The sequence below is a fragment of the Aliiglaciecola lipolytica genome, assembly GCF_018860635.1.
Taxonomy (GTDB): Bacteria; Pseudomonadota; Gammaproteobacteria; order Enterobacterales; family Alteromonadaceae; genus Aliiglaciecola; species Aliiglaciecola lipolytica_A.
This window is the reverse complement of the sequence record NZ_JAHKPT010000004.1, coordinates 293,567-316,800: the sequence shown is the minus strand read 5'-3', so window position 1 is coordinate 316,800 and position 23,234 is coordinate 293,567. Positions and strand designations below refer to the sequence as shown.

Below are 23,234 nucleotides of genomic sequence, written 5' to 3'. Positions count from 1 at the left end.
TCAGCGCGGATTATACCTGTCCTCATAAAGGACATAAACACCCTAAATTTAAATGTTTGCAGTCATTTTCTAAGTATCACAAGGTTATGTAAGGTTAATGTTTAAGAGGACACTCAAAGCCTTCTGGTTTAATTGCTAAAACGTCACAATTGAGTGAATCTATCGTATGTTCAGCCGTGTTACCGATAAGGGCGGCTGTAATACCGGTGCGACCTACAGTACCGATAACCACTAACTCTGCGTCGATAGCTTTTGCCACTGAAGGAATGACATCCTCAGGCAAACCTTCACTAAGATGTTGATTTTCTTGTGGGATATTGAATTCTTGAGCGTGCTCAAGCATACATTTGGCGTGGTGTTGTTTAACTGACTCTGTATAGCCAACCGGATCGAACTCTGGTATTTCGATGGCAATATTAACCGGTGTACCTGGGTAAGAATTAACCAAGTTTACATGTCCTTCCAGTAAATCAGCCATCAATCCAGCGGTTTTAGTGATTAACTTGTTTAAGCTATGATGTTCTTCATCTTCACTGCCCACATCTACCGCAGCTAAAATATTGCCATTAATAGGCCAATCATGTTCTTTAACAAGTAAAACTGGAACCGGTGATTTACGTAGGATATGCCAATCAGTCGGGGTGAATATCACTGACTTTAGGGTGTCATGCTCGTGGGTTCCTTTGACGATTAAATCATAGCTGTGATCAATCACTTCGAACAATACACTTTCATATGGCCGATTATGCCAGACCACTTTTATATCTACTGAAATAGATGAGTTAGCCGCTAGGGGTTCAACTATATTGGCAAGCCAATCGGTTTTGTCATCCACCACAGCTTGGCGCATCGTTTCTCTTTCATCCACGGTGAGCATAGTGGTCATTTCATAAGAGAAATCATATATGGACAGAAACGCAGTAATACTGGCGCCGGTCTTTTCTGCCAATAAAAGCGCTCTTTTAAACGCTTTTTGATCTTCTGTAGTTGGGTCTACAACAGCTAGTATTTTGTTAAATACGGACATAAATTAATTCCCTTCAAACGTTTACACTACGTATATTAAGTGTATGGCTACTTTAGCTAGTTTGCCAATTAACAGACTAATTGTTTTGACCTGAATCAATTTAAATTAAAAGACTTAACCGCAGGCTTGTTTATTTAAAACGTGTTCACCAAGTTTCTCTCTAAGTACCGCCAAATTGAGAATTTGTATAAATTTCCCATCAACTTTGATGATATTTTCTTTTTGAAAACGGGTGAGTAAACGACTGACGGTTTCAACAGTTAAACCAAGGTGATTACCAATTTCGTTTCGGGTCATGGTTAAATTAAATTCTAATTCAGAAAAACCGCGGGAGCGAAAACGATCTGATAGATTAATTAGGAAGTGGGCAAGACGTTCTTCTGCTGTGCGCTTGTTTAATAACATCATGAGACTGTGATCTTGGTTTATTTCTGTGCTCATAATTTTAAGCATTTCTTTGCGCAGTGTAGGAAGTTGTGCGCTCATAATATCTAACTTGTCGTAAGGTAACTCACAAACCATGGAGGTTTCCATCGCTTGATTATAACTTTGATATTTTTCAGAAAATAGTCCATCAAAGCCGACAATATCACCGGGAAAATGAAACCCTGTAATTTGTTGTTCGCCATCGGGAGAGGTTATGTAAGATTTAAATGAGCCCGTTCTTACTGCAAACAGCGACGTAAATTTTTGCCCAGGAATAGTTAATTGATCATTTTTATGCAAAGGGCGCTTGCGTTCTATGATTTCGTCCAAACTCTCCATTTCAGTCTGATTCAGAGCCACCGGTATACATAGGTGATTAAAACTGCAGTTTTGGCAGCGAATACTGAACTTGTTCGGATCTGACATTAGTTAATTCCAATTAATTCATTAGTTACCAATTATGAATCCCTTGGTAACATAAAATCAAGCCAAATAAGCATAATAAGACTGCAACGCTTCGTTTTACCACTGGTTGGGTCAACCATCCTCTTATTTGGCTGGCGCTGGCTCCCATTGCTAACATGATGGGCAAAGTGCCCAAGCCAAAGCAAAACATGGTGATAGCACCTTGTACCACACTGCCGGTGGAAACACTCCATGTTAACGTCGAATAAACCAACCCACAGGGCAACCAGCCCCAGATTAGGCCATAGGGTACAGCATAGATTGGGTGTTTAAAGGGAATGAAACGCTTTGATATGGGACTAATTTTACGCCAAAAAATAGCGCCAACTTTTTCTACTTTAACCAGTAGTTTTGACCACTGTCCCACATATAATCCAAGCAGAACCATAAATACTCCGCCAAAAAGGGTCAGTGCTTGAGGATTGATAAAGGATTTTGTGGTGACGATCTGACCCAACAGCCCAGCGATTGCGCCAGCGAAACTATAAGATAAAATGCGGCCTGAATTATAGGCAATTAAATACGGCCATTGTGACTTATTCTTTGGTAATGCAAAGGTAAATGAGGTCACAATTCCACCGCACATCCCAGCGCAATGCACACTTCCAGCAAGTCCGATTAATATTGCAGAAAACCAGCTTAAGTCGTTCATTTGTCGTTAGTTTTTGGCTTTTTTACTTGTACTTTTTTATCCACGTCATCATCGAATAGAATGTTGTATCCTTGACGCTCTAAATCTTCAAACTGATTGGATTTGACCGCCCAAAAAAAGATCCCTATGGCTAACAGTACTAGCACAATAGCGATGGGGATTAGCACATAAATGATACTCACTTTAATTTCCTATTAGCGCTGGTTAACGTAGTAAACGAATAGAGTTTGCGACCACAATAATTGAACTTAACGACATGCCAATTACGGCCATCCACGGGCTTAAATATCCGGCTACTGCTAGGGGAAGAATTAACGCGTTATAGCCAATGGCCCAAACCATGTTCTGTTTGATTTTGGTACGCACTTTAATCGCCATACTAACAGCAAACTTAACATTACTTAATTTTGAATTTAATAAAATGATATCGGCAGAACGTTTCGCCATGTCACTGGCGTCACCTACCGCAATTGATACATCAGCAGCGGCCAAAACTGGGGCGTCATTGATGCCATCACCAATCATCAAAACTTTGTGTCCTTTGGCTTGTAAGTTTTGAATGTATGTCAGTTTTTGTATTGGCGTTTGTCTAAAATAAACGTTCGGGATACCTAAAGAATCAGCGACCAAAGACGCGTTTATTTCTGAGTCACCACTTAACATCACCAATTGTTTGCTGCGTAAGTCATCGACGAGTTGTTTTGCGTCTTTTTTAACTACATCTTTTACGCTAAATGCAGCAATTAATTGCTTACCCAATTGCAGATAAACTCGAGAGTCATCCTCAGTGGGTCGTAAACCATCACTGTTATCAAGAATACTTATGTTACCTATCTTAACGACTTGAGATTGGTAGGTTCCTTGTAAACCTTTTCCCGCCACAGTAACTACTTGGGAAACTGCGCAGGGGGTCTGAGATTGAAACGCGTGAGATATCGGATGTTTTGAATAGAGTTCTAATCCGGCAGCTAAATTATAAACAAAAGTTTCATCTGCTGCGTTAAAGAGCTCGACGTCACTTACACTGAAATGTCCATTGGTTAGCGTGCCTGTTTTATCAAAAATCACGGTGTCGACATCAGGCATAACATCGATAATATTTGCTCTTTTAACTAATAAGCCATATTGATTTAATTTTGCTATTGCACTGGTTAAAGCCGTCGGCGTTGCCAAGCTAAGGGCGCAAGGGCAGGTCGCAACTAGGATTGATATGGCAACCCAAAAAGCGCGTTCTGGTTGATAAGCCAGCCAGCCAACGTAACTTATTAAGGTGATACCTAGAACAATTACAATAAAGTACTTGGAGGCAATATCTGCATATACAGCTGCCTTGGGTTTATCTGAAAGAGCTAACTCTTGAAGGCGTAAAATTTTGTTCACCAGGGACAATTTAAGCTCGTTTTCAACTTCAATTTCAAAAGAACCTGATAAATTAATGGTTCCGCCATAGACATGAGCGCCGGTGCTTTTTCTGATTTTTTCTGATTCACCGGTCAACATAGATTCATCCACGTTGCCATTTCCGTTGATTATTACCCCGTCTACTGGAAAAGTTTCTCCAGGACGGACTACTATTTTTTGTCCTTTTTTAAGATGTTTGGCTAATACCGAAGTTTGCTTATTATCGTCATCAATTTGCATCGCCGTTAATGGAATATACTTAAACATATTTGCCGATATTAGGCTGGCCTGATGTCGTGAACGATGTTCCAAAAATCGGCTAATCAGTAATAAAAAGATAAACATACATACGGATTCAAAATAGATTTCCCCCGTATGGGAAATGGTTGCCCAGGCACTAGCCACAAAAGTGCCAATAATTGCGATTGAAACCGAAAAATCCATATTTACAGATCCCATCCGCAGAGAACTAAAAGCACTTTTATAAAAAGTAAATCCAGAATACAGCACAACCGGGGTGGTCAATAAGAAACTAACCCAATGAAGAAACTCTTTGGTCGCATCATCTATTGAACCGAAAATGCCGAAATAAAGACCAATGGCTAACATCATAACTTGCATGCTCATTAAGCCAGCCAATCCAATTCGTTTTAAATAGTTCTTGGATTCTTTCTGATAAGAGGCTTCATGTTCGTCTGCTTGGAAGGGAAGTGCGTGATAGCCGATAGATTCTAGTTGTCCGATGATTTCACTAAGTTTTAGTTCTGAATCTATCCAATTAATCGTTGCTCGACGTGCAGATACGTTGACTGCAATTCGTTTAATTCCGGGCGTTTTTAAAAGTTGTTTTTCAATCAGCCAACCACAGGCAGCGCAGCTTATTCCTTCGATGGTTAATTGTATTTGTTTTTGGCTGCCGTCATCGACCACAAATTCTTGCTGAATCTCTTCATGATCGTATGCTTTTAAGGTATCGAGTGTTTCGGTTAGTAATTCATCTCCCTTGTCGGCAAATTCGGTTCTGAAGCGGTAATAATCTTCTAGTCCGTTGCTGACAATTGCTTCAGCCACAGCTTGGCAGCCAGGGCAACACATTTTGCGAGGCTCACCTAAGATGTCTGCCCAGAAGACTTCTCCATTTATTATTGGAAGCCCACAATGATAGCAATTTTGTGAGTTACTATTTTGCATTAAGGATTAAAGTTGAAAGGGGCTTTTTGTGGTAAACCTGTATCCTGCATTATCTTCCATTGCTCATTCAAAGGTGAAAGAGTTAACTTCCATTTACCAGTAATAGGTTTCTCTGCATTAGCTTTGTAATTGCCATTTGCATCTTGGGTCAACAATAACGAAAAATCATTATCTTGGAGCGTTGCATGATAAAAATGCAGTTTTAACGCTTCACCAGAAGTGGGTTTGCCTGATAAAAACTCAAGTTGTACTCGACTACCATCAATTGTCAAAAGTGTGGTGATACCTTGAGCTTTGGCTTCTTGAATTTTAGTTAGTTCTAAATTGATGCCTTTGCCTTCCTTGTAATAGTCATCTATGACCAGACTATCCTCAGTATTTAAGGCAAGATTTAACATGGTGACACTAAGACATATGGAAACAACGGGTATGGTGATTAAAAACCAAGGCCAAAATTGTTTGTACCAAGGTGTTTTATCTGAGCGATTCATTAATATTTACTTCTTATTTAAGAACACAAAGCCTCGTTAAACGAGGCTTTGTTAGGTAACAACTCAATGTTTATTTATCTTTAGATAAACTATAAACATAGGTAGCCACTAGGTGTATCTTCTTCTCTCCCAAAGTGTTTTTGAAAGAGGGCATAACACCAGCTCGTCCGTAGTTAACAGTTTCAGTGACTACGTCGGTGCTGCCACCATATAACCAAATATTATCTGTTAAGTTCGGAGCGCCTAGCGCTTGATTACCTTTACCATCTGCGCCGTGACAAGCAGAGCATACTGCAAAGCGTACTTTACCTGCTTCTTTTAAGTCAGGGTCAACTTGTCTACCACTTAAACTTAACGCATAAGCAACGACTTCTTTAACACCTTGCTCACCAAAAGAAGGTAACCATGCGGCCATATTGGCTTGGCGACCATTTGTTAAGGTTTCAACAATCTTCTCTGGCGTTCCACCGTATAACCAGTCATGGTCAGTCAGGTTAGGGAAGCCTCGTTGACCACGAGCATCAGAACCGTGACACTGAGAACAGTTCTGCATAAACAAGCGCTGACCAATTTTTAGGGCTTCTTCGTTATTAACTAACACTTCAATTGGCTGTTCGGCGTATTGGTTGAAAATTGGCGCAAATTTTTCTTCGGCCTTTTCAAGTTCACGATCATATTCAACACCAACACCACCTAAACCGAAGAGGGCGTTTTTCGCTTCTTCTCGAGACGCTAAAACTGCATCTTTCGATTCTTGCAGGGTTTGAATATCTTGGTTTGAACTTTTCCAACCTAACAAACCTTTCCAATTCCCTAAACCCGGATAAAGTAATAAATACAAAATCCCCCAAATCATGGTCATGTAGAACATGATTGTCCACCATTTAGGTAGAGGGTTATTGATTTCGATAATACCATCAAACGAATGATGCATATCGTCACCTTCTTCAACGCCTGTTTTATTCAACAGACACCAGCGTAAGATTAGGTAACACCCTAGAATTGTTCCCAATGAGATTACTGAGACCCAAATACTCCAAAAGCTACTCATTTATCGAAGACTCCCGCTCTTTTTTTTCTGATTGTTGGGTTGGCTCATCATCAAAAACCAAATTTTCTGCTTCATCAAAGCGTTTTTTAGCGCGGCTGCTAAAAGCCCATACCACTATGCCGATAAAGCAAACAAAAACCACAACTGTAAATATGCTACCCGCTGCACCGTAATCCATACTATTTCAGCGCCGTTCCAAGAGATTGTAGGTAGGCAATTAAAGCCTCCATCTCTGTTTTACCTTGTACTGCTTCTTTTGCGCCAGCGATTTCTTCCTCGCTATAAGGCACTCCAAAGTCTTTAAATACACGAAGTTTTTTCTCAATTAATTTGCCGTCAAGTGTATTTTCAGCTAACCAAGGGAAACCAGGCATATTGGATTCAGGTACTACGTCTCTAGGATTAAGAAGGTGAACGCGGTGCCAATCATCACTGTAACGACCGCCGACTCTTGCCAAGTCAGGACCAGTTCGTTTTGAACCCCATAAAAATGGGTGTTCCCAAACTGATTCACCTGCGACAGAGTAGTGTCCGTAGCGTTCTGTTTCTGCTCTAAATGGACGAATCATCTGGCTATGACAACCAACACAACCCTCGCGAATATAAATATCTCGACCTTCCATTTGCAAAGCAGTGTAAGGCTTAAGACCTTCTACTTTTTCCATTGTTTGTTGTTGGAACATTAGTGGTGTAATTTCAACCATGGCACCAAAACTAATCGCTATTAGAATAAATATCGCCATCAATCCAATATTCTTCTCAACCAGCTCGTGAACGTTCTTCATCTCAAATCTCCTTATGCTGCTTGAGGTTGAGGTGAGTTTTCAGGATCTTTAGAAAACTCTTCATTAGGTGTACGTACGGTTTTGTAAACGTTGTATGCCATCAATAACATACCGGCTACTACGAACACACCACCAATAAAGCGAACAAAATAGAAAGGCTTAGATGCTTGTAGAGATTCAACAAAACTGTAAGTTAGAGTGCCGTCTGGGTTTACCGCGCGCCACATCAAACCTTGCAATACGCCTGACATCCACATAGCGACTATGTATAACACCACGCCAATTGTTGCTAACCAAAAATGCACGTTAATCCATTTAACGCTATACATAGCAGGTTTATTAAACAACACAGGGATAAGGTGATAAATCGAACCGATTGAAACCATTGCTACCCAGCCTAACGCACCAGAGTGAACATGTCCTATTGTCCAATCCGTATAATGTGATAGGGCATTAACTGTTTTAATAGCCATCATCGGACCTTCGAAAGTCGACATGCCGTAGAATGAAAGGGAAACAATTAAGAAGCGTAAAATTGGGTCGGTACGCAACTTATGCCAAGCGCCTGACAACGTCATAATACCGTTGATCATGCCACCCCAAGAAGGTACAAATAGGATGATTGACATTACCATTCCAAGAGACTGTGTCCAGTCTGGCAATGCTGTGTAGTGTAAGTGGTGAGGACCGGCCCAAATATAAAGTGAGGTAAGTGCCCAGAAGTGAACAACAGACAGACGATAAGAGTATACTGGTCTGCCGGCTTGTTTCGGTACGAAGTAGTACATCATACCCAAGAAACCTGCGGTTAAGAAGAAACCTACTGCGTTATGTCCATACCACCACTGCATCATAGCATCTACAGCACCAGCGTAAATCGAGTAGGATTTAAACAGTGATACTGGTATAGCCATACTGTTACCGATGTGCAATACCGCAACGGTTAACATGAATGCGCCGAAGAACCAGTTAGCTACATATATATGCGAAACTTTTCGGATAACTATAGTACCGAAGAAGTTGATAATGTACGCCACCCAAACCAAAGTGATTAAAATATCGATTGGCCACTCTAATTCTGCGTATTCTTTGGTAGTCGTTAAACCTAGTGGAAGAGTGATTGCCGCTGAAACAATAACCGCTTGCCATCCCCAAAACGTAAATGAGGCCAACTTATCACTGAATATCCTAGCTTGTGATGTTCGCTGCACTACATAATAAGAAGTGGCAAACAGCGCACATCCACCAAATGCAAATATAACTGCATTAGTGTGTAAAGGACGCAATCGAGAAAAGGTGAGGTAAGGAATGTCAAAATTTAAGGCTGGCCAGTAGAGTTGTGCTGCGATAAACACACCTACTGCCATCCCAATAATTCCCCATACGACAGTCATTATGGCAAACTGCCTAACGACTTTATAGTTGTATTCCGGATGTACTTGGCTGGCTACGCTCATATCAATGGATCTTCCACATCATTATTTATGACAAAAATAATTAACTATTTTTGTATTGTTTTGTTATGTGTATGTGACACTATTGTCACGGTTTTTACATTTCATTAACTAAGTCCCTGAATTCACTTCGGAACTTAGATTTTGCAGACGGGATCATAAAGTTTTTGCTTTGAAAAAGATAGCATAAACACCATTAGCTTGATCTTAATCAATAGATTTTCAGCATTTCTTGTTTTTATAGTAGTGATCATTCAAACTGACTTTCAATAAATCTCATAAACAGACAGTTAATAGGCACAACACTCTGATTAAACGCACCTTTCCTATTATAGTTGTGATTTTGATTCTTTCCGTTGTTTATTCATTAAATAATCAAAAAGACTCAATTTTAACTAAAAATCTTTGTTATCTCGAAGCGCAGTCCTGTCGAATTGAATTAGACGATTCAATAATGCAGGTGAGTTTTTCTGACTTTCCTATTCAGATTGAAGAGATGCTTAATTTATCGATAATTTACGATACGCATTACGTGGTTAGGCGAGGGTGGCTTGAAGGTACTAATATGTATATGGGTAAAACCCCATTGTTTTTGAAAACAAGTCGAATAGACAAGTTAAATAATCAAGTGAACTTAGATGCAGAGTTGTTTATTGGTGCTTGTAGTGAGTCGAATATGAGATGGAAATTAACCATAGAGTTGGAAGATATACAAACCAGTGATTTAAAAACGGTTTCAGTATTCTTCCAAACCCATGCTTAAGTAGAGATCTAATTACATTTGTGACTGCAAGTAGTTAGGTAAGCCAAGACGTTTGATTAGGCCTATTTGTTGTTCTAACCAATGTGCATGATCCATTTCGGTGTCTTCTAATAAGACCATTAGCATATCTCTGGTCACATAATCTTTTTCCGCTTCACACAGGGCGATTGTTTTCTTTAGTTCGTCTGTAACCGTGTATTCAACGCGCAAATCACTTTCCAACATTTCAAGCACGTCTTTACCGACTTTGAATCCTGAACGCACTGTCATGTCGGGAGTGCCTTCTAAAAATAACATACGTTCAATTAGCTTAGTGGCGTGACCCTTTTCATCATCAAATTCATGGGCAATACGCTCATGAAGTTTAGTTAATCCCCAATCGTCATACATTTGAGAATGGATGAAGTATTGATCCATTGCTGCCAATTCATAGGCTAGCAAGCCATTTAATGAATCTATTATTATTTGATTACCTTTCATAACTTAATCTCCCGAGCCCACTTGCGTTTGCAAGTAATTTTCCAAACCTAACGCTGAAATTTGGTATTCTTGTGTTTCTAACCAATCCAAATGCGCTTCTTCATATTCCAATATTTCTTCTAATAAATCGCGAGATACGTAATCTTGTTCAGATTCGCAAAGAGCAATCACATTTTTCAGCTTGGGAATTTGTTCTAATTGAAACTTACTGTCGCACTGCAACATTTCAACGGTTTCTTCACCAATATATAGCTTTCCAAGCATTTGCAAGTTAGGCAGACCTTCTAGAAACAAAATACGTTCAATTAACTCGTCGGCTTGTTTCATGTCTTTTATAGACTTTTTATAACAAACTGAATTCAGTTTTTCTAATCCCCAATTTTTATACATCCTCGCATGCAAAAAATATTGGTTGATAGACGTAAGCTCAGTGGTTAGCACCTCATTCAGAGCTGCTAATATATTGGCTTGACCTTTCATTTCAAAATTCTCCTAAAACAGTATGTGGCAAGTATAGACCAACAATCCATGAAATGTAATATTTTCCTTAAAAAACAAATGGATACCCAATGCTAACAATTATCATTTTTGATTCCCTTATTACTTACTGGAAAGGGATAACATTTGTAAGCTCTCTTCAGCGAAACCCGTACCTGCCTCTGTGAAGAAGTTGAATACTTTGTCTGCCCCCGCTTTTTGGAGTAATTCGATTTCATCTTCATAGCGCGCAATGGATGCCACTGTTCCTTGATAATCAGCGTTCCTAAGTTGTTGAGTGATATTACTAATATCTTCTACTGATGGGACCGCCAACATGACGATATCGGTTTGACGTAAATCGAAATTTTCCCAAAAATCTACATCTTCACCGTCACCAACAAATACTTGCATGTCTTGTTTTTGCATTTTGCGTATTCGATTTGGATCAGCATCCATTCCCCAAACTTGTTCTTTCATAACGCTTTCCAATGCCTTATACGCACCTTTACCGACTCGGCCCATTCCAATGATAAGCACACGTGCATTATCTGGTAAGTTATAAATATCTTCTTTTAAGCGTTGCGGATGTTCATAATTTTTAAGTTTGTGTTTGATTCTGTTGTACTGTTGATGCGAAGAACGATAACCAAAACCGGTGAAAAGGAAAGAGATAGACACCGCCAAAGCTAGTACAACCAACCAGTGCTTTTCGACTAAATTTTCATTTACTAATAAGGCAACAACGATAAGTCCAAATTCACTGTAATTGGCCAATACCAAACTCGCTAAATACGAAGTTCTTGCTCGTAGACGTAAACGAGTAAATATACTGAAGAATAGTCCGAATTTAAGTGGAATGAGGCAGCATAGTAATAATGCAGTAAGCAACATTTCTAATGTGGGTAACGCGGTGAAACCGATTGACAAGAAAAAGCCGATAAGAAAAAGATCTTTGAAACTCATTAGTGATTTAGATAATTCAGAGGCTTTTGCTTGATTAGCTAACAACATACCAAGAATAAGCGCACCAAGATCGCCTTTAAGTCCCACTAATTCAAATAATTCATAACCACCAATTGCAATCAGAAACCCCATTAACGGTAATAACTCACCGTGACCGGCTTTATCTAATAACAATGACCAAATTGGTTTTGCTAATAATAATAGAAGCAATAACACCGCCCATATTGAAGGGATTTTACCGGTGGCAATTACCAGGAAAATCACCGCAAAAATATCCTGCATAACCAAAATACCAATCGCGACTTTTCCATGCCTTGTCCGAATTTCACCACTTTCTTCTAGTATTTTTACAATACAAACCGTGCTGCTAAAACTAAGTGAAAAAGCAATGAGAGCACCGGTTACAATATTTATATCCGCAAAATATCCAATTCCTAATGCGGTGAGGAAAACAAAACTCGAAGCGACGATGAGTACCCAAAGCATCATGTGTAAACTGCTGCCCATCCATACTTCTGATTTAATCAGATCTCTAATATTGAGTTTAAGACCTATAGTAAACAGCATTAGGGTAATGCCAAGGCTTGCTAATGTATCTAGAGATGCATCAGGTTCATAACCCATAAAATTTAAGCTAAATCCAGCAACCAAAAATCCAATCAATGGCGGTAAACCTATGATTTTCATAATTAAACCGCATAAAAATGCTACTAGGATGAAAGCGAATTCCATAATACTCCGACAATAGATATGTAATAGATAGATTTAATTAAATAATATACTCAGAGATAAAGATGCATTAAATAAATTAATTGTAATAACTTAGACATTGTTCAGATGGGTTATGTTTGTGTTAACCCTTAACTATTTTTATCTCTATCAAATTGGATACATTATTTAGATGGATTTTGTATAAATGTAGTGATCCCAATGTTTATTTTTTTGGGCGAAAAGCTCGTTATACCAGTTGGGCCCAACTATTTGCTATTGTTTGGCATCTTTAGGTGCACGTCATTTAAGTTGAATATATTAGAGCACAAATTTGATTAAGGTGAAATCTTACATTTATTAGAAAGTTTTATAAAAACTTCAATCACTTACCTTAATTAGCGTTATAATGTATTCAAACTAAGCATCTGCTTAGATATACATTTGCACAAATGGTTTACGACTTTTAAGGTAATTATATGAGTGATGATGCAGCCGCTTTTAAAATCACTCCCATGGGAGATATTCTTTTTATTGTTTTAAAAGGGCTTTGGACCATTCAGGCTGATCTTTCTTATATTAGTGAATTGTCACTATTAACAGGAAAGAAAAAAGGCCGTGATTGGGGGATATGCGTCGACATGACTAATTGGACGATGCCACAAGAAGTGTTTGAATCTCCATTTAAAAGTAAAATATCCTTGAAACGAAGAAATCAAATCGGTGAAAGTTGGGTTACTAAATCTTCAACCCAAGGACAAGAGTTGATGCCCTTTTTCGAAGACGTATCATTTACCCCGCAACGATTTGATGATCTTAACGATGCCTTGTCTTATTTAGAAAATCTTGGGTTGAAAGTGCCTAGTTCTGAATCGGTAAAAAAACACACTTTAATGGATTAGTGATAAAATACAATTTGCTTTACGCTCATTTAAGGCTAAGAAAAATATTCAACACAAGGTATTACAATCAATATATCTAAACGCTAATTTGCATTCCTTTAACTGGTCTCATGCAAGGAGCAATAACAAGTTTTTAAATTTTTACTCGTAAGTGTATTTATAGGCCAATGTTTAAATGGAAAAGAAAATAAACACCAACAAATGGCGTATTAGTTTTTCTCCACAGATCGCTATTCTTATTTATGCGGTTATCGCTGGCGCAGTTACTTCGGCACTAATCGCTTTTCTAATTTTGTACATTGAGACGCAAGAACGTGCTTATATCGACAATGTAACTCAAACTACCGCTAACAAAATTAAAATATTGTTAGAGGAAGATATAAACACACGAATTGTGTCATTGACAGAATTTGCTCAACTATCCAAAATATCGAATAATTTATCCGATGCCGATTGGAATTTAATTGCACAAACTTTGTATGATACGCAACAGGGTTATCAAGCAATTAGCTGGGTTGACAGTACTTTTCAAGTAAAAAAAGTGTTGCCCGTTGAACAGAACGAAATAGCATTAAATATTGATTTAAATGCTGTTTCAGCGTCGTTATCTGCAGCCGTGAAAGCTCAAAATAGCACTCATTCAGCATTCACAATTCCTATTTCTTCAGTGGATGGAAAATCCGGTTTCGGAATATACGCACCGTTTTTTAAAGGTCTTGGCAGCACAAAACAATTACAAGGTTTTATCGGCAGCGTGTTTCTTTTTAACACCTATTTTAAAGAAGTACTGCCTTCTTATTTATTGTCTGACCATCAAATACTGTTGACTGTAGATGGTCTACGTATCTATCCAAATACACTCACTAGTAATTTAATTGATACTCGATGGAATAAACACGCAGCATTTACACTTGAAGGCCAAAATTGGCAAATCAATATTGCACCTACCAATGAGTTTTTAGCCCACAAACATTATCGAATAATCAAAATTTTAACCTTGCTCGGTGTACTGCTCAGCTTTTTTGTGGCACTTGCTTTTTATGCTGTTTTGCTGTCACGCAGAAAAGAAAAATACATAAAGGATGATCGTAAAAAAACTGAACATTTTTTAAAAATGTTACCAGGGATGGCATATCAATCCTTTAACGAAAAAGGATGGCCAATAATATTGGTAAACGAGGAATGTGAAGAATTAACTGGATATTCTAAAGATGAATTCGCAAGAGATAGCATTATTTGGGGACAAATCATTCATCCCGATGACTATGAACGGATTGTGAAATTAGTCGACAAGGCAGTAAAGCAACAACGACGCTTTGAATTTGAATATCGGATAGTGACAAAAAACAATGAAATTAAGTATGTTTGGGAAAGAGGAGAGCCGGTACGTTCCCATTTAACAGAAGACTTTATATTGGAGGGGTTCATAACCGATATAACTTCTATTAAACAAGCACAAGCTGACTTGATACATAGCCACGCATTTTCTGAGGCAATTGTTAATTCAGTGGTTGAGGCGGTTATTACCATCGACCAAAAGGGCAATATAAAAAGTTTCAATAAAGCTGCCCTCAAGATGTTTGGCTACTCTTTTAAAGAAATCAAAGACAAAAACGTAAAAATTTTAATGCCTCAGCGTCAAAGTGAGCAACATGATCAGTACTTAGCTAAGTACTTAGAAACAAATGAAACTCATATTATTGGAACTGGACGTGTGTTAACGGCCAAGCGCAAAGATGGTTCAATGTTTCCTATTCATTTATCGGTCAGTGAAATTGTTAATCCCGAGGGCAGAGTATTTGTTGGTTTAATTCGAGATATTACCGAGCAAATAGCTTCAGAAGATAAAACTCGTCGATTAACCGAACAATTAGCTCACTTTGATCGCTTAAATGCGTTAGGGGAAATGGCCGTTGCAGTTGCCCATGAAATTAATCAACCACTGACCGCAATAGCATTATTTTCAGCAACTGCTAAAAATATGTGCGAAAAACAAAATTTCGAAATGCTCCCTGAGTTATTAGATAAATTAACTCAACAATCACTTCGTGCTGGCAGTGTTTTGGAGCGTGTGCAAATAATGACTAGAAAAGGCGATAGTCAAAAAGAAGCGGTTGATAGCAATATATTAATCGAAGAGGTCATAAAATTAATTGAACCTATTTCACGCTTACATGAAATATTGATTCAGGTAGAAACGGGTGACCAGCATGTTGCTGTCTTTGTTGACCGAGTACAGATCCAACAAGTGATACTGAATTTATTGCGAAACGCCATGGAATCAATGCAAGCAATTGACTTTAAAAATGGTAATGTATTAACAATTAGAGCGTCTCAAAGCGAAGCAAACACGTTTCAGATTTCGATAGAAGATACAGGGTGTGGTTTATCTCAAAAGTTAAAAGACGAACTTTATACGCCATTTAGCACAACCAAAAAGAATGGAATGGGGATTGGGTTGTCAATTTCCAAATCAATTATTGAAGAACATGGTGGACACTTAATGTTCAAAGATAATAAACCATACGGGACCGTTTTTTATTTTACGCTACCCATTTCAGGAGGAAAAACACATGACTGATCAGCAAACGGTATATATCATCGACGATGACGAAGCTATCCGTGATGGAATGGAAATGTTGCTTGCATCGATTGGACTTAATGCTAAAAGCTTTGTGAATGGCCAGGAGTTTTTGAAAGAGTTCAATGACGACATGAAAGGGTGCATCGTACTCGATATTAGAATGCCGAAAATGAGTGGTTTAGAATTACAATTAAAGCTTAAAGAACTAAATAGTTTGTTACCTATCATTTTTATCACAGGCCATGGTGATATACCGATGGCAGTTGAAGCTATGCGAAACGGTGCTATTGACTTCATCCGAAAACCCTTTAATGATCAAAATTTAATTGACCGAATCAATGAAGCCCTAGCGTTAAACTCCAAACAAAATGCCAGTATTGATAATAAGCAGAAGGAAGTCAGAAAAATCAGTCTTCTGTCTAATCGAGAAAAGGAAGTATTCAATTTAGTTACCGAAGGGGCAATGAATAAAATGATTGCGTCTGAGTTAAATATCAGTGAGCGAACCGTTGAGGTTCATCGCTCCCACGTTATGGAAAAACTTGGCGCAAAAACCTTGGCGCAACTAGTGCGAATAAAAATACTGTCGGAACAGTAAATAAAAAAATGGAGTCCATCTATGGTTGGATGTGATGAACTCCAAAGAGGAACTGAAACCTTTGTTTCAGGTAGTTGCTGTGTATATGTCTACACAGGAATAGCTTAACTACTATCGCTTAATCAGAATATTGGGGGTTACCGCTAAATGCGCGAGACTAACCTGTGGAAATCCCTAATAGATATCGTAAAACTAAATCAACTATTTAGCTGTCGTTTTTAATTCCATGATTACATTAGATAAATTCCCAATTGCGCAAATTGTCTTTAATTTTCGGATGTTTTGGCTTTAATAAGCCGTTTTTTGACAAAAAACGGTTGGTAAAAAATAATCCCCACAAAAACATGATTCAAAAGTACGTATTTCCCACAATTAATTACGAGAAATCTCCAATAACCCAATCCTGATGTGAACCGTAAACTTAGTTTTATTGGCGTTACGACACACCCTTAAAAAATTAACACTATATCTTCTACAGATGTTAACAACATTTTTCAAAATCCGAGCGTTAACTATATTTTTAGAAATAAAGGAAGGCAGATGGTAATTTCAAATAGTCGGTATGTAAGTCATTTAACACGGGATACGTTAGCTCTGGTTTTAGCTGGAGGGAAGGGAAGTCGTTTATGTGAATTGACACAACATCAGGCAAAACCGGCTGTTCATTTTGGCGGTAAGTTTAGAATTATAGATTTCCCGTTGTCGAATTGTGTTAATTCAGGAATTAGAAAAATAGGTGTAATGACACAATATAAGGCCTATAGCTTATTACGACATCTGGCCAGAGGTTGGGGACATTTGAATAGAGATTTGGGGGAATTTGTAGAATTACTTCCTGCGTCTCAACAATACTCATCAAGTTGGTATGCCGGTACCGCTGATGCACTTTATCAAAATATTCGGTTTATCCGTGAAAACGCCCCAAAATATGTGGTTGTATTATCTGGTGATCATATTTACAAAATGGATTACGGAGACATGCTTGCTCAACACGCACAAAGTGGAGCAGATATGACCATATCTTGTATTGAAATGCCAATTGAAGAAGCCGCAGGTAAATTCGGCGTAATGTCCGTTGATCAAAATAGCAGAATTACTGAGTTTCAAGAAAAACCAATTAATCCTTGGGTTATGAAAAATAAACCAGGTTCAACTTTAGCCTCTATGGGAAATTACGTATTTAGCACTGAGTTTTTGATTGAAAAGCTAATTGAAGATGCAAAAAATAACGAGTCTCAGCACGACTTTGGTCATGATATTATACCGAATGTGATAAAAAATAATCACGTAGAAGCGTTTGTATTCCGCTCAGAAAACCCAAATGAGGCAACTTATTGGCGAGATGTGGGCACTTTAGATTCATTTTGGCAGGCAAATATGGATTTAGTTACAGCAACGCCAGATATTGATTTATACGATAAAGATTGGCCAATATGGACTTATCAGAAACAATCTCCCCCTGCTAAATTTATTTACGATGAAGAAAAACAAAGTGGTTATGCCGTTAATTCCAATGTTTCAGGTGGATGCATAATATCGGGCGCTATTGTCAAACAATCTCTATTGTTTTCTGATGTGCACATAGAAAATAACAGCTTTGTGGAAGATTCGGTAATTCTTCCCCATGTGAAAATTGGTAAAAATGTTAAAATTTACCGAGCTGTTATCGACGCAGATTGTGAGATACCTGATGGTTTTGAAATAGGCATTGACACTAAGTTAGACAAAGCCAGAGGATTTCGAATAAGTCAGGGAGGAGTTGTGTTGGTAACAAGTGATATGTTAAGCGAACTTAATAAAGTCGAAATATATGAACAGAATAACCAACACAAAAGGTTAAGAGCTTAAACAACAGAGTGCTGGTTAGCTTGCATATTGTAAATCCATAGAGCCCCGTTTTAGCAGGGCTCTATACTGTATATAACCAGCGCATCATCTTCTGGATCTAATTCCATTTTCATTCCCACACTTTGTGCGAACTCATGCATTTTGGTATTACTGCGTAAATCAATGGAATACAGTCTTTTAATACAATTTGCTCTAGCATGCACATATAGATGATTAAATAACTCAGCGCCTATACCAAGGTGTTGGTATTTATCGGCTACAACGAGCGCCATTTCCCGTTCATTTTTTTGCTTACCATTCACATAGCGACACACACCAATTTCTGTTTCATTCCCATCTTCTTCAATGGTGGCAATGTAGGCCATATTATTTACATAGTCGATATCACACATTTTTTTCAACATTGATGGAGATAATTCTCTTATCCCTTCCATGAAACGGTTGTGTTTACTTTGCGCAGAAAGATTTTTAACGAATTCAGCTTCTATGTTTTGATCATCAATCGAAATGGGGCGAATTGTGACATCTAGTTTGCCAATTTTTAAATGGGAATGATCGGTGGTAAGTCTTACTGTCATAATTGATACTCTTTGGTAACAAAACACTCTCCTAATCGATTAGTATAGTATAGACCTCAACAGCAACAATAAGGGAATATGCAAAACATATTGTGGTTACTACTTAATACTTTGCTCAATTACCCCTTAAAAATTTCACTTATTAGCATAAATTATGAGCGTAAATTGATGGTTAACTAAGTAAATACGTGAAGTTTGCATAATTTGTTCTCTTCTATACGTAGTTTCCACATTTTAGTAAGAGGAATCGCTAATTTATAAAGGAGCCATTCAATATTAAAATTCCGTACATTAGACAAATTGTTGTTGATCTTTAACTTTGTTTACAGCTTCAATCTTGAGTAGTATCCACAATTATATTTCGCCTATGCACATTAAAACATGCTCAAGACCGTTTCGATTAAAAGCGTGTGAAATCACTCAATTTTCTCTCAACTTTATTGATTTTAAAAAATGATAAAACCATGACTTAAACGAGTAGAGCATTGGTGACAAAGTGATTGAAGAACATAAACCACCTTGTAACCAATCTATTTTAGCGCTCCCGCTTGTCTAAGAAAAATTTTAAAAAGTAACGTTAAGGACAAACAATGAAGCAAGGTAATAAATTACCTTTTAGCGCAGTATTATTGGTAATCGTAGCGGTCGCGTTTTGGTTGCTTTGGGATTATATCCAACAACCTTCTTTACCTTCGGATTTCGCTTCAGGTAACGGTCGTATTGAAGCTGTACAAGTGGATATTTCAACCAAGATTGCCGGCCGCGTGCAAGAGGTCATTGCATCTGAAGGTGACCTTGTACAACCTCAACAAGCGTTAGCCCGTATCAATACCGATCAATTGCAAGCCCAATTACTGCGTGCCGAAGCCGATGTGGCTGCAGGTGAGAGTCTAATAGCTTCCGCTAAAGCCTCCATCGCACAAGCTAAAGCCCAACAACTTTTAGCTAAACAAGAGTTATCTCGGGCCAGTGATTTAATTAAAAAATCGGCCATTAGCAAAGAAACATACGACACTCGGGTAAGTGCTTTAGCGGTTGCTGATGCGTCAGTGGAGGCTGCTGATGCGATGCTTATTTCTCGCCAAAGAAATGTGGATGCACTTAAAGCTGGAGTGCATGAAATTCAAACGCAAATTGAAGATGCCACTTTAGTATCACCAAGTATTGGACGAGTGCTTTATCGTCTTGCAGAGCCTGGTGAAGTTTTAGGCAGCGGCGGCAAAGTATTGACCATCATTAATTTAGCAGACGTGTATATGGAGATTTTCTTGCCTTCTAGTCAAGTACATCGTATTGCTATTGGCGCAGAGGCGCGGGTCAAGCTTGATATTCTCGATTATCCTATTCCAGCCACCGTTAGCTTTGTATCTCCGGAGTCTCAATTCACGCCAAAACAAGTAGAAACGCAAAGTGAGCGAGATAAGCTGATGTTTCGGGTGAAAGTAAGAATTCCTCAAGAATTAGTGTTATCCCATATTGAACAAGTTAAAACTGGCGTTCGTGGGGTTGCCTATGTGCGTCTTGCGCCCACTGATAATGAGTCTCCGTCAGAATGGCCTGAGTATTTACAAAACTTTCCACCCGCTTTGAATTTATCTGAAAAAAGCGGTAACTAATGGAAAGCGCTAAGGCAGACACTCAGTCTACCGTTGCTAAGATTCGGGACGTTAGACATATATATAAAAATACTCTGGCCTTAGATGGTATAGAGTTAGATATTCCATCAGGTGTAGTGATAGGGCTATTAGGCCCTGACGGGGTGGGTAAATCTACCTTGTTAAGTTTAATTGCCGGAGCACGTAAGCTTCAACAAGGACAACTTGAGGTGCTCGGTGGCGATATGGGGTCGCAAGACCATCGCAATAGAGTTGGTCCGCGGATAGCGTTTATGCCTCAAGGATTGGGTAAAAATCTCTATTCAGAACTCAGTATCGAAGAAAATTTAGATTTTTTCGGTAAATTATTTGATTTAAGTGCCGCTCAGCGTAAAAGCCGAATTAAAAAATTAACCCTTGCTACTGGTTTAAATTCTTTTTTAGACAGACCTGCAGGAAAACTATCTGGCGGCATGAAGCAAAAGTTAGGTCTGTGCTGTTCACTAATACATAATCCAGACCTACTCATTTTGGATGAGCCCACCACAGGGGTAGATCCCTTATCACGACGTCAATTTTGGCAACTAATTGCCAATATTCGTCAAGAACGCCCGTCAATGACAGTGGTTGTGTCGACTGCCTATATGGACGAAGCTGAAGGATTTGATTGGCTAGTAGCGATGAATAATGGGGTTATATTAGAAACTGGCACCCCAAACGAACTGAAAACAAAAACCGGTACTGACAATCTTGAAGCCGCATTTGTTAAACTGTTACCAGAAGATATCCAGAAAAAAGACATCGAATTAGTTATTCCACCATTTGAACAATCAGATGCTACGCCGGCTATCGTCGCTGAGGGCTTAACCCGCAAGTTTGGTGATTTTACAGCGGTTAATAAGGTTAGTTTTGATATTCAAGCAGGGGAGATATTTGGCTTTTTAGGTTCAAACGGTTGTGGCAAAACCACCACAATGAAAATGTTAACTGGCTTATTGCCAGCTTCTGAGGGGAAAGCCTTTCTTTTTGGACAAGCTGTAGATGCGTCTGATCTGGAAACCCGTAAACGGGTCGGTTTTATGTCTCAAGGGTTTTCGTTGTATGGCGAACTTAGTATTGAAGAAAACCTCATCCTACACGCTAAATTGTTTCACTTACCTCGTACTAAAATGCGCAACAGAATTGATTCGTTGCTAAAACGTTTTGCATTGGAAGAGTTTAGAGATTCACAAGCGTCATCATTGCCACTAGGCATACGACAAAGGCTGTCACTTGCTGTGGCTGTTATTCACGAACCAGAGATTCTTATATTAGATGAACCTACCTCAGGAGTAGATCCAGTTGCTCGCGATGGTTTCTGGGAATTGTTAATCGAATTGTCCCGACGTGACAAAGTTACCATCTTTATTTCCACTCACTTTATGAACGAAGCAATGCGCTGTGATCGTATCTCCTTGATGCATGCTGGCCAGGTATTAGTCTGCGATACGCCACAAAATTTGGTTGCTGAAAAAGCCGCAGATTCGTTGGAAGATGCTTTTATTGAGTATATTCAAGCTGCAATAGGCGAGAGCCAGACTAGCGATAAGAATTCAGAAATGGACGTGAAACTGGATATCGCCAGCGACTTGCCTAGTGAGCAAGAAGCCCATGTTCCTCCTAAGAAATTTAGTTTATTTAGGCTATTTGCATATAGTTTTTTAGAAAGCAAACAGGTCATACGTGACCCGATAAGATTAGCTTTTGCTTTTTTAGGCAGTGCGATCTTGTTAGTGGTGATTGCCTATGGCATTTCGCTGGATGTTGAAGACTTAACGTTCGCGGTCCTTGATCACGATCAAACCCCACAAAGTCGTCAATATATTAGTAATTTCCAGGGGTCACGCTATTTTATTGAAAAAGGCGAATTACACACCCAAGAAGAATTGGAATTGCGCTTAAAATCCAATGACATCACCTTGGCCATCGTTATTCCTCCAGGCTTTGGTAGAGACTTAAAAAAAGGTGAAACCCCTAGCGTATCTGCGTGGATAGATGGCGCGAATACCACACGAGCAGGCACCATTGAAGGCTATGTTGCAGGTGGTCATATTAAATACCTAACGTTGCTGGCCACCGAGGCCGGTATTGATGCCTCAGCTTATTACAATGTTACGTTAGAGTCGCGATATCGCTATAACCCTTCGTTTGAGACTATTTATTCTATAGGACCCAAAACGCCGGCAATGTTATTGCTACTTTTTCCGGCAATTCTGATGGCAGTTAGTATTTCCCGCGAGAAAGAAATAGGTACCATTACTAATTTTTATGTAACGCCCACCAGCACACTGGAATTTTTAATTGGCAAGCAATTACCTTACATTTGCATTGGGCTAATCAATTTTTTCATTCTGACATTGATGGTTGTATTCCTACTTCAAGTGCCACTAAAAGGAAGTTTACTGGGCTTGAGCTTAGGCGCGTTATTTTATGTTTGTGCTTCAACCGGTTTTGGATTGTTAATTTCATCAATGACGAAATCACAAGTGGCTGCTATTTTTGCAACCACAGTACTATCGGTAATGCCCACTATCCAATATTCAGGAATAATACAGCCAACCTCGACCTTAGAAGGGATAGGCCAATTTATTGGTTCACTTTGGCCTGCCACTTATTACATGCATATGAGTGTAGCGGCCTTTACCAAAGGTTTAAGCTTCAATGATTTAGCCCAAGATCTTTTTATTCTGGCTATTTTTGGTCCCTTATTTGTATTGATGGCCTCGGTCATATTGAAGAAACAAGAGGCGTAA

General features: G+C 38.8%; 21 protein-coding genes. 7 read left to right on the top strand and 14 right to left on the bottom strand.

Annotated features, from left to right (window positions below):
* Positions 1-94: 94 nt before the first annotated feature.
* From uspE to ccoN, 10 genes are all read right to left on the bottom strand, one after another.
* Positions 95-1,027 (bottom strand): universal stress protein UspE, encoded by a 933-nt coding sequence (uspE, locus tag KO530_RS01640; RefSeq protein WP_216046641.1) that lies wholly within the window; start codon positions 1,025-1,027, stop codon positions 95-97.
* Between the two features lie 114 nt (positions 1,028-1,141).
* On the bottom strand, positions 1,142-1,879 hold the full coding sequence (gene fnr / locus KO530_RS01635) for a fumarate/nitrate reduction transcriptional regulator Fnr (RefSeq protein ID WP_216046640.1): 738 nt from the start codon (positions 1,877-1,879) through the stop codon (positions 1,142-1,144).
* Between the two features lie 25 nt (positions 1,880-1,904).
* Positions 1,905-2,570 carry a sulfite exporter TauE/SafE family protein gene (locus tag KO530_RS01630; RefSeq protein ID WP_216046639.1) on the bottom strand — a complete coding sequence of 222 codons (666 nt, stop codon included), beginning with the start codon at positions 2,568-2,570 and terminating at the stop codon, positions 1,905-1,907.
* Positions 2,567-2,752 carry a cbb3-type cytochrome oxidase assembly protein CcoS gene (gene ccoS, locus KO530_RS01625; protein ID WP_216046638.1) on the bottom strand — a complete coding sequence of 62 codons (186 nt, stop codon included), beginning with the start codon at positions 2,750-2,752 and terminating at the stop codon, positions 2,567-2,569. The genes KO530_RS01630 and ccoS overlap by 4 nt, the downstream gene beginning before the upstream one ends.
* Positions 2,753-2,774: 22 nt before the next feature.
* Entirely contained in the window at positions 2,775-5,162 is a 2,388-nt protein-coding gene (locus KO530_RS01620; RefSeq protein ID WP_216046637.1) for a heavy metal translocating P-type ATPase, read from the bottom strand.
* Entirely contained in the window at positions 5,162-5,653 is a 492-nt protein-coding gene (locus tag KO530_RS01615; RefSeq protein WP_216046636.1) for a FixH family protein, read from the bottom strand. The genes KO530_RS01620 and KO530_RS01615 overlap by 1 nt, the downstream gene beginning before the upstream one ends.
* Before the next feature lie 70 nt (positions 5,654-5,723).
* Complete coding sequence (gene ccoP / locus KO530_RS01610) at positions 5,724-6,704, bottom strand: cytochrome-c oxidase, cbb3-type subunit III (RefSeq protein WP_216046635.1); 981 nt, start codon at positions 6,702-6,704, stop codon at positions 5,724-5,726.
* A complete protein-coding gene (locus KO530_RS01605) occupies positions 6,697-6,882 on the bottom strand; it encodes a cbb3-type cytochrome oxidase subunit 3 (protein ID WP_216046634.1) in 186 nt (61 codons plus the stop codon). The genes ccoP and KO530_RS01605 overlap by 8 nt, the downstream gene beginning before the upstream one ends.
* Position 6,883: 1 nt before the next feature.
* A complete protein-coding gene (ccoO, locus tag KO530_RS01600) occupies positions 6,884-7,489 on the bottom strand; it encodes a cytochrome-c oxidase, cbb3-type subunit II (protein WP_216046633.1) in 606 nt (201 codons plus the stop codon).
* A gap of 11 nt (positions 7,490-7,500) precedes the next feature.
* Positions 7,501-8,946 carry a cytochrome-c oxidase, cbb3-type subunit I gene (gene ccoN / locus KO530_RS01595; RefSeq protein ID WP_216046632.1) on the bottom strand — a complete coding sequence of 482 codons (1,446 nt, stop codon included), beginning with the start codon at positions 8,944-8,946 and terminating at the stop codon, positions 7,501-7,503.
* A 451-nt stretch (positions 8,947-9,397) separates the two neighbouring features.
* On the opposite strand from ccoN, the gene KO530_RS01590 reads away from it, so the two are divergent.
* Complete coding sequence (locus KO530_RS01590) at positions 9,398-9,706, top strand: hypothetical protein (RefSeq protein WP_216046631.1); 309 nt, start codon at positions 9,398-9,400, stop codon at positions 9,704-9,706.
* Between the two features lie 12 nt (positions 9,707-9,718).
* Here the strand turns inward: KO530_RS01590 and bfr (KO530_RS01585) are convergent, their stop codons facing one another.
* The 3 genes from bfr (KO530_RS01585) to KO530_RS01575 form a co-directional block, all read right to left on the bottom strand.
* Positions 9,719-10,186 (bottom strand): bacterioferritin, encoded by a 468-nt coding sequence (gene bfr, locus KO530_RS01585; RefSeq protein WP_216046630.1) that lies wholly within the window; start codon positions 10,184-10,186, stop codon positions 9,719-9,721.
* 3 nt (positions 10,187-10,189) lie between these two features.
* Positions 10,190-10,666: a bacterioferritin gene (gene bfr / locus KO530_RS01580; protein WP_216046629.1), complete on the bottom strand. Its 477-nt coding sequence runs from the start codon at positions 10,664-10,666 to the stop codon at positions 10,190-10,192.
* A gap of 120 nt (positions 10,667-10,786) precedes the next feature.
* Positions 10,787-12,361, bottom strand: coding sequence for a cation:proton antiporter family protein (locus KO530_RS01575; protein ID WP_216046628.1), 1,575 nt, complete (start codon positions 12,359-12,361; stop codon positions 10,787-10,789).
* 455 nt (positions 12,362-12,816) lie between these two features.
* Between KO530_RS01575 and KO530_RS01570 the strand changes: the two genes are divergently transcribed.
* The 4 genes from KO530_RS01570 to glgC all read left to right on the top strand — a co-directional run bounded on the left by KO530_RS01570 (position 12,817) and on the right by glgC (position 18,269).
* Positions 12,817-13,239 carry a hypothetical protein gene (locus KO530_RS01570; RefSeq protein ID WP_216046627.1) on the top strand — a complete coding sequence of 141 codons (423 nt, stop codon included), beginning with the start codon at positions 12,817-12,819 and terminating at the stop codon, positions 13,237-13,239.
* A 175-nt stretch (positions 13,240-13,414) separates the two neighbouring features.
* Positions 13,415-15,820, top strand: a complete 2,406-nt coding sequence (locus tag KO530_RS01565) for a PAS domain S-box protein (RefSeq protein WP_216046626.1) — start codon at positions 13,415-13,417, stop codon at positions 15,818-15,820.
* Positions 15,813-16,421 carry a response regulator transcription factor gene (locus KO530_RS01560; protein ID WP_216046625.1) on the top strand — a complete coding sequence of 203 codons (609 nt, stop codon included), beginning with the start codon at positions 15,813-15,815 and terminating at the stop codon, positions 16,419-16,421. The genes KO530_RS01565 and KO530_RS01560 overlap by 8 nt, the downstream gene beginning before the upstream one ends.
* Positions 16,422-16,961: 540 nt before the next feature.
* On the top strand, positions 16,962-18,269 hold the full coding sequence (glgC, locus tag KO530_RS01555) for a glucose-1-phosphate adenylyltransferase (protein WP_216046624.1): 1,308 nt from the start codon (positions 16,962-16,964) through the stop codon (positions 18,267-18,269).
* A 50-nt stretch (positions 18,270-18,319) separates the two neighbouring features.
* Here the strand turns inward: glgC and KO530_RS01550 are convergent, their stop codons facing one another.
* On the bottom strand, positions 18,320-18,847 hold the full coding sequence (locus KO530_RS01550) for a GNAT family N-acetyltransferase (RefSeq protein WP_216046623.1): 528 nt from the start codon (positions 18,845-18,847) through the stop codon (positions 18,320-18,322).
* Between the two features lie 590 nt (positions 18,848-19,437).
* Here KO530_RS01550 and KO530_RS01545 point away from each other — a divergent pair.
* Both KO530_RS01545 and rbbA read left to right on the top strand, forming a co-directional pair.
* The gene (locus KO530_RS01545; RefSeq protein WP_216046622.1) at positions 19,438-20,463 is read left to right on the top strand and encodes an HlyD family secretion protein; all 1,026 of its coding nucleotides are present in this window, start codon (positions 19,438-19,440) and stop codon (positions 20,461-20,463) included.
* Positions 20,463-23,234 carry a ribosome-associated ATPase/putative transporter RbbA gene (gene rbbA, locus KO530_RS01540; protein ID WP_216046621.1) on the top strand — a complete coding sequence of 924 codons (2,772 nt, stop codon included), beginning with the start codon at positions 20,463-20,465 and terminating at the stop codon, positions 23,232-23,234. Before KO530_RS01545 ends, rbbA begins: the two co-directional genes overlap by 1 nt.

Excerpts from the sequence above, each read along its gene's own strand:
- rbbA (WP_216046621.1), top strand. The coding sequence starts at position 20,463 with ATGGAAAGCGCTAAGGCAGACACTCAGTCTACCGTTGCTAAGATTCGG.
- bfr (WP_216046630.1), bottom strand. The coding sequence starts at position 10,186 with ATGAAAGGTAATCAAATAATAATAGATTCATTAAATGGCTTGCTAGCC.
- KO530_RS01560 (WP_216046625.1), top strand. The coding sequence starts at position 15,813 with ATGACTGATCAGCAAACGGTATATATCATCGACGATGACGAAGCTATC.
- KO530_RS01565 (WP_216046626.1), top strand. The coding sequence starts at position 13,415 with ATGGAAAAGAAAATAAACACCAACAAATGGCGTATTAGTTTTTCTCCA.
- uspE (WP_216046641.1), bottom strand. The coding sequence starts at position 1,027 with ATGTCCGTATTTAACAAAATACTAGCTGTTGTAGACCCAACTACAGAA.
- KO530_RS01605 (WP_216046634.1), bottom strand. The coding sequence starts at position 6,882 with ATGGATTACGGTGCAGCGGGTAGCATATTTACAGTTGTGGTTTTTGTT.
- KO530_RS01570 (WP_216046627.1), top strand. The coding sequence starts at position 12,817 with ATGAGTGATGATGCAGCCGCTTTTAAAATCACTCCCATGGGAGATATT.
- KO530_RS01615 (WP_216046636.1), bottom strand. The coding sequence starts at position 5,653 with ATGAATCGCTCAGATAAAACACCTTGGTACAAACAATTTTGGCCTTGG.
- KO530_RS01620 (WP_216046637.1), bottom strand. The coding sequence starts at position 5,162 with ATGCAAAATAGTAACTCACAAAATTGCTATCATTGTGGGCTTCCAATA.
- KO530_RS01575 (WP_216046628.1), bottom strand. The coding sequence starts at position 12,361 with ATGGAATTCGCTTTCATCCTAGTAGCATTTTTATGCGGTTTAATTATG.
- bfr (WP_216046629.1), bottom strand. The coding sequence starts at position 10,666 with ATGAAAGGTCAAGCCAATATATTAGCAGCTCTGAATGAGGTGCTAACC.
- ccoO (WP_216046633.1), bottom strand. The coding sequence starts at position 7,489 with ATGAAGAACGTTCACGAGCTGGTTGAGAAGAATATTGGATTGATGGCG.
- KO530_RS01590 (WP_216046631.1), top strand. The coding sequence starts at position 9,398 with ATGCAGGTGAGTTTTTCTGACTTTCCTATTCAGATTGAAGAGATGCTT.
- ccoN (WP_216046632.1), bottom strand. The coding sequence starts at position 8,946 with ATGAGCGTAGCCAGCCAAGTACATCCGGAATACAACTATAAAGTCGTT.
- KO530_RS01545 (WP_216046622.1), top strand. The coding sequence starts at position 19,438 with ATGAAGCAAGGTAATAAATTACCTTTTAGCGCAGTATTATTGGTAATC.
- fnr (WP_216046640.1), bottom strand. The coding sequence starts at position 1,879 with ATGTCAGATCCGAACAAGTTCAGTATTCGCTGCCAAAACTGCAGTTTT.
- ccoP (WP_216046635.1), bottom strand. The coding sequence starts at position 6,704 with ATGAGTAGCTTTTGGAGTATTTGGGTCTCAGTAATCTCATTGGGAACA.
- KO530_RS01550 (WP_216046623.1), bottom strand. The coding sequence starts at position 18,847 with ATGACAGTAAGACTTACCACCGATCATTCCCATTTAAAAATTGGCAAA.
- KO530_RS01630 (WP_216046639.1), bottom strand. The coding sequence starts at position 2,570 with ATGAACGACTTAAGCTGGTTTTCTGCAATATTAATCGGACTTGCTGGA.
- glgC (WP_216046624.1), top strand. The coding sequence starts at position 16,962 with ATGGTAATTTCAAATAGTCGGTATGTAAGTCATTTAACACGGGATACG.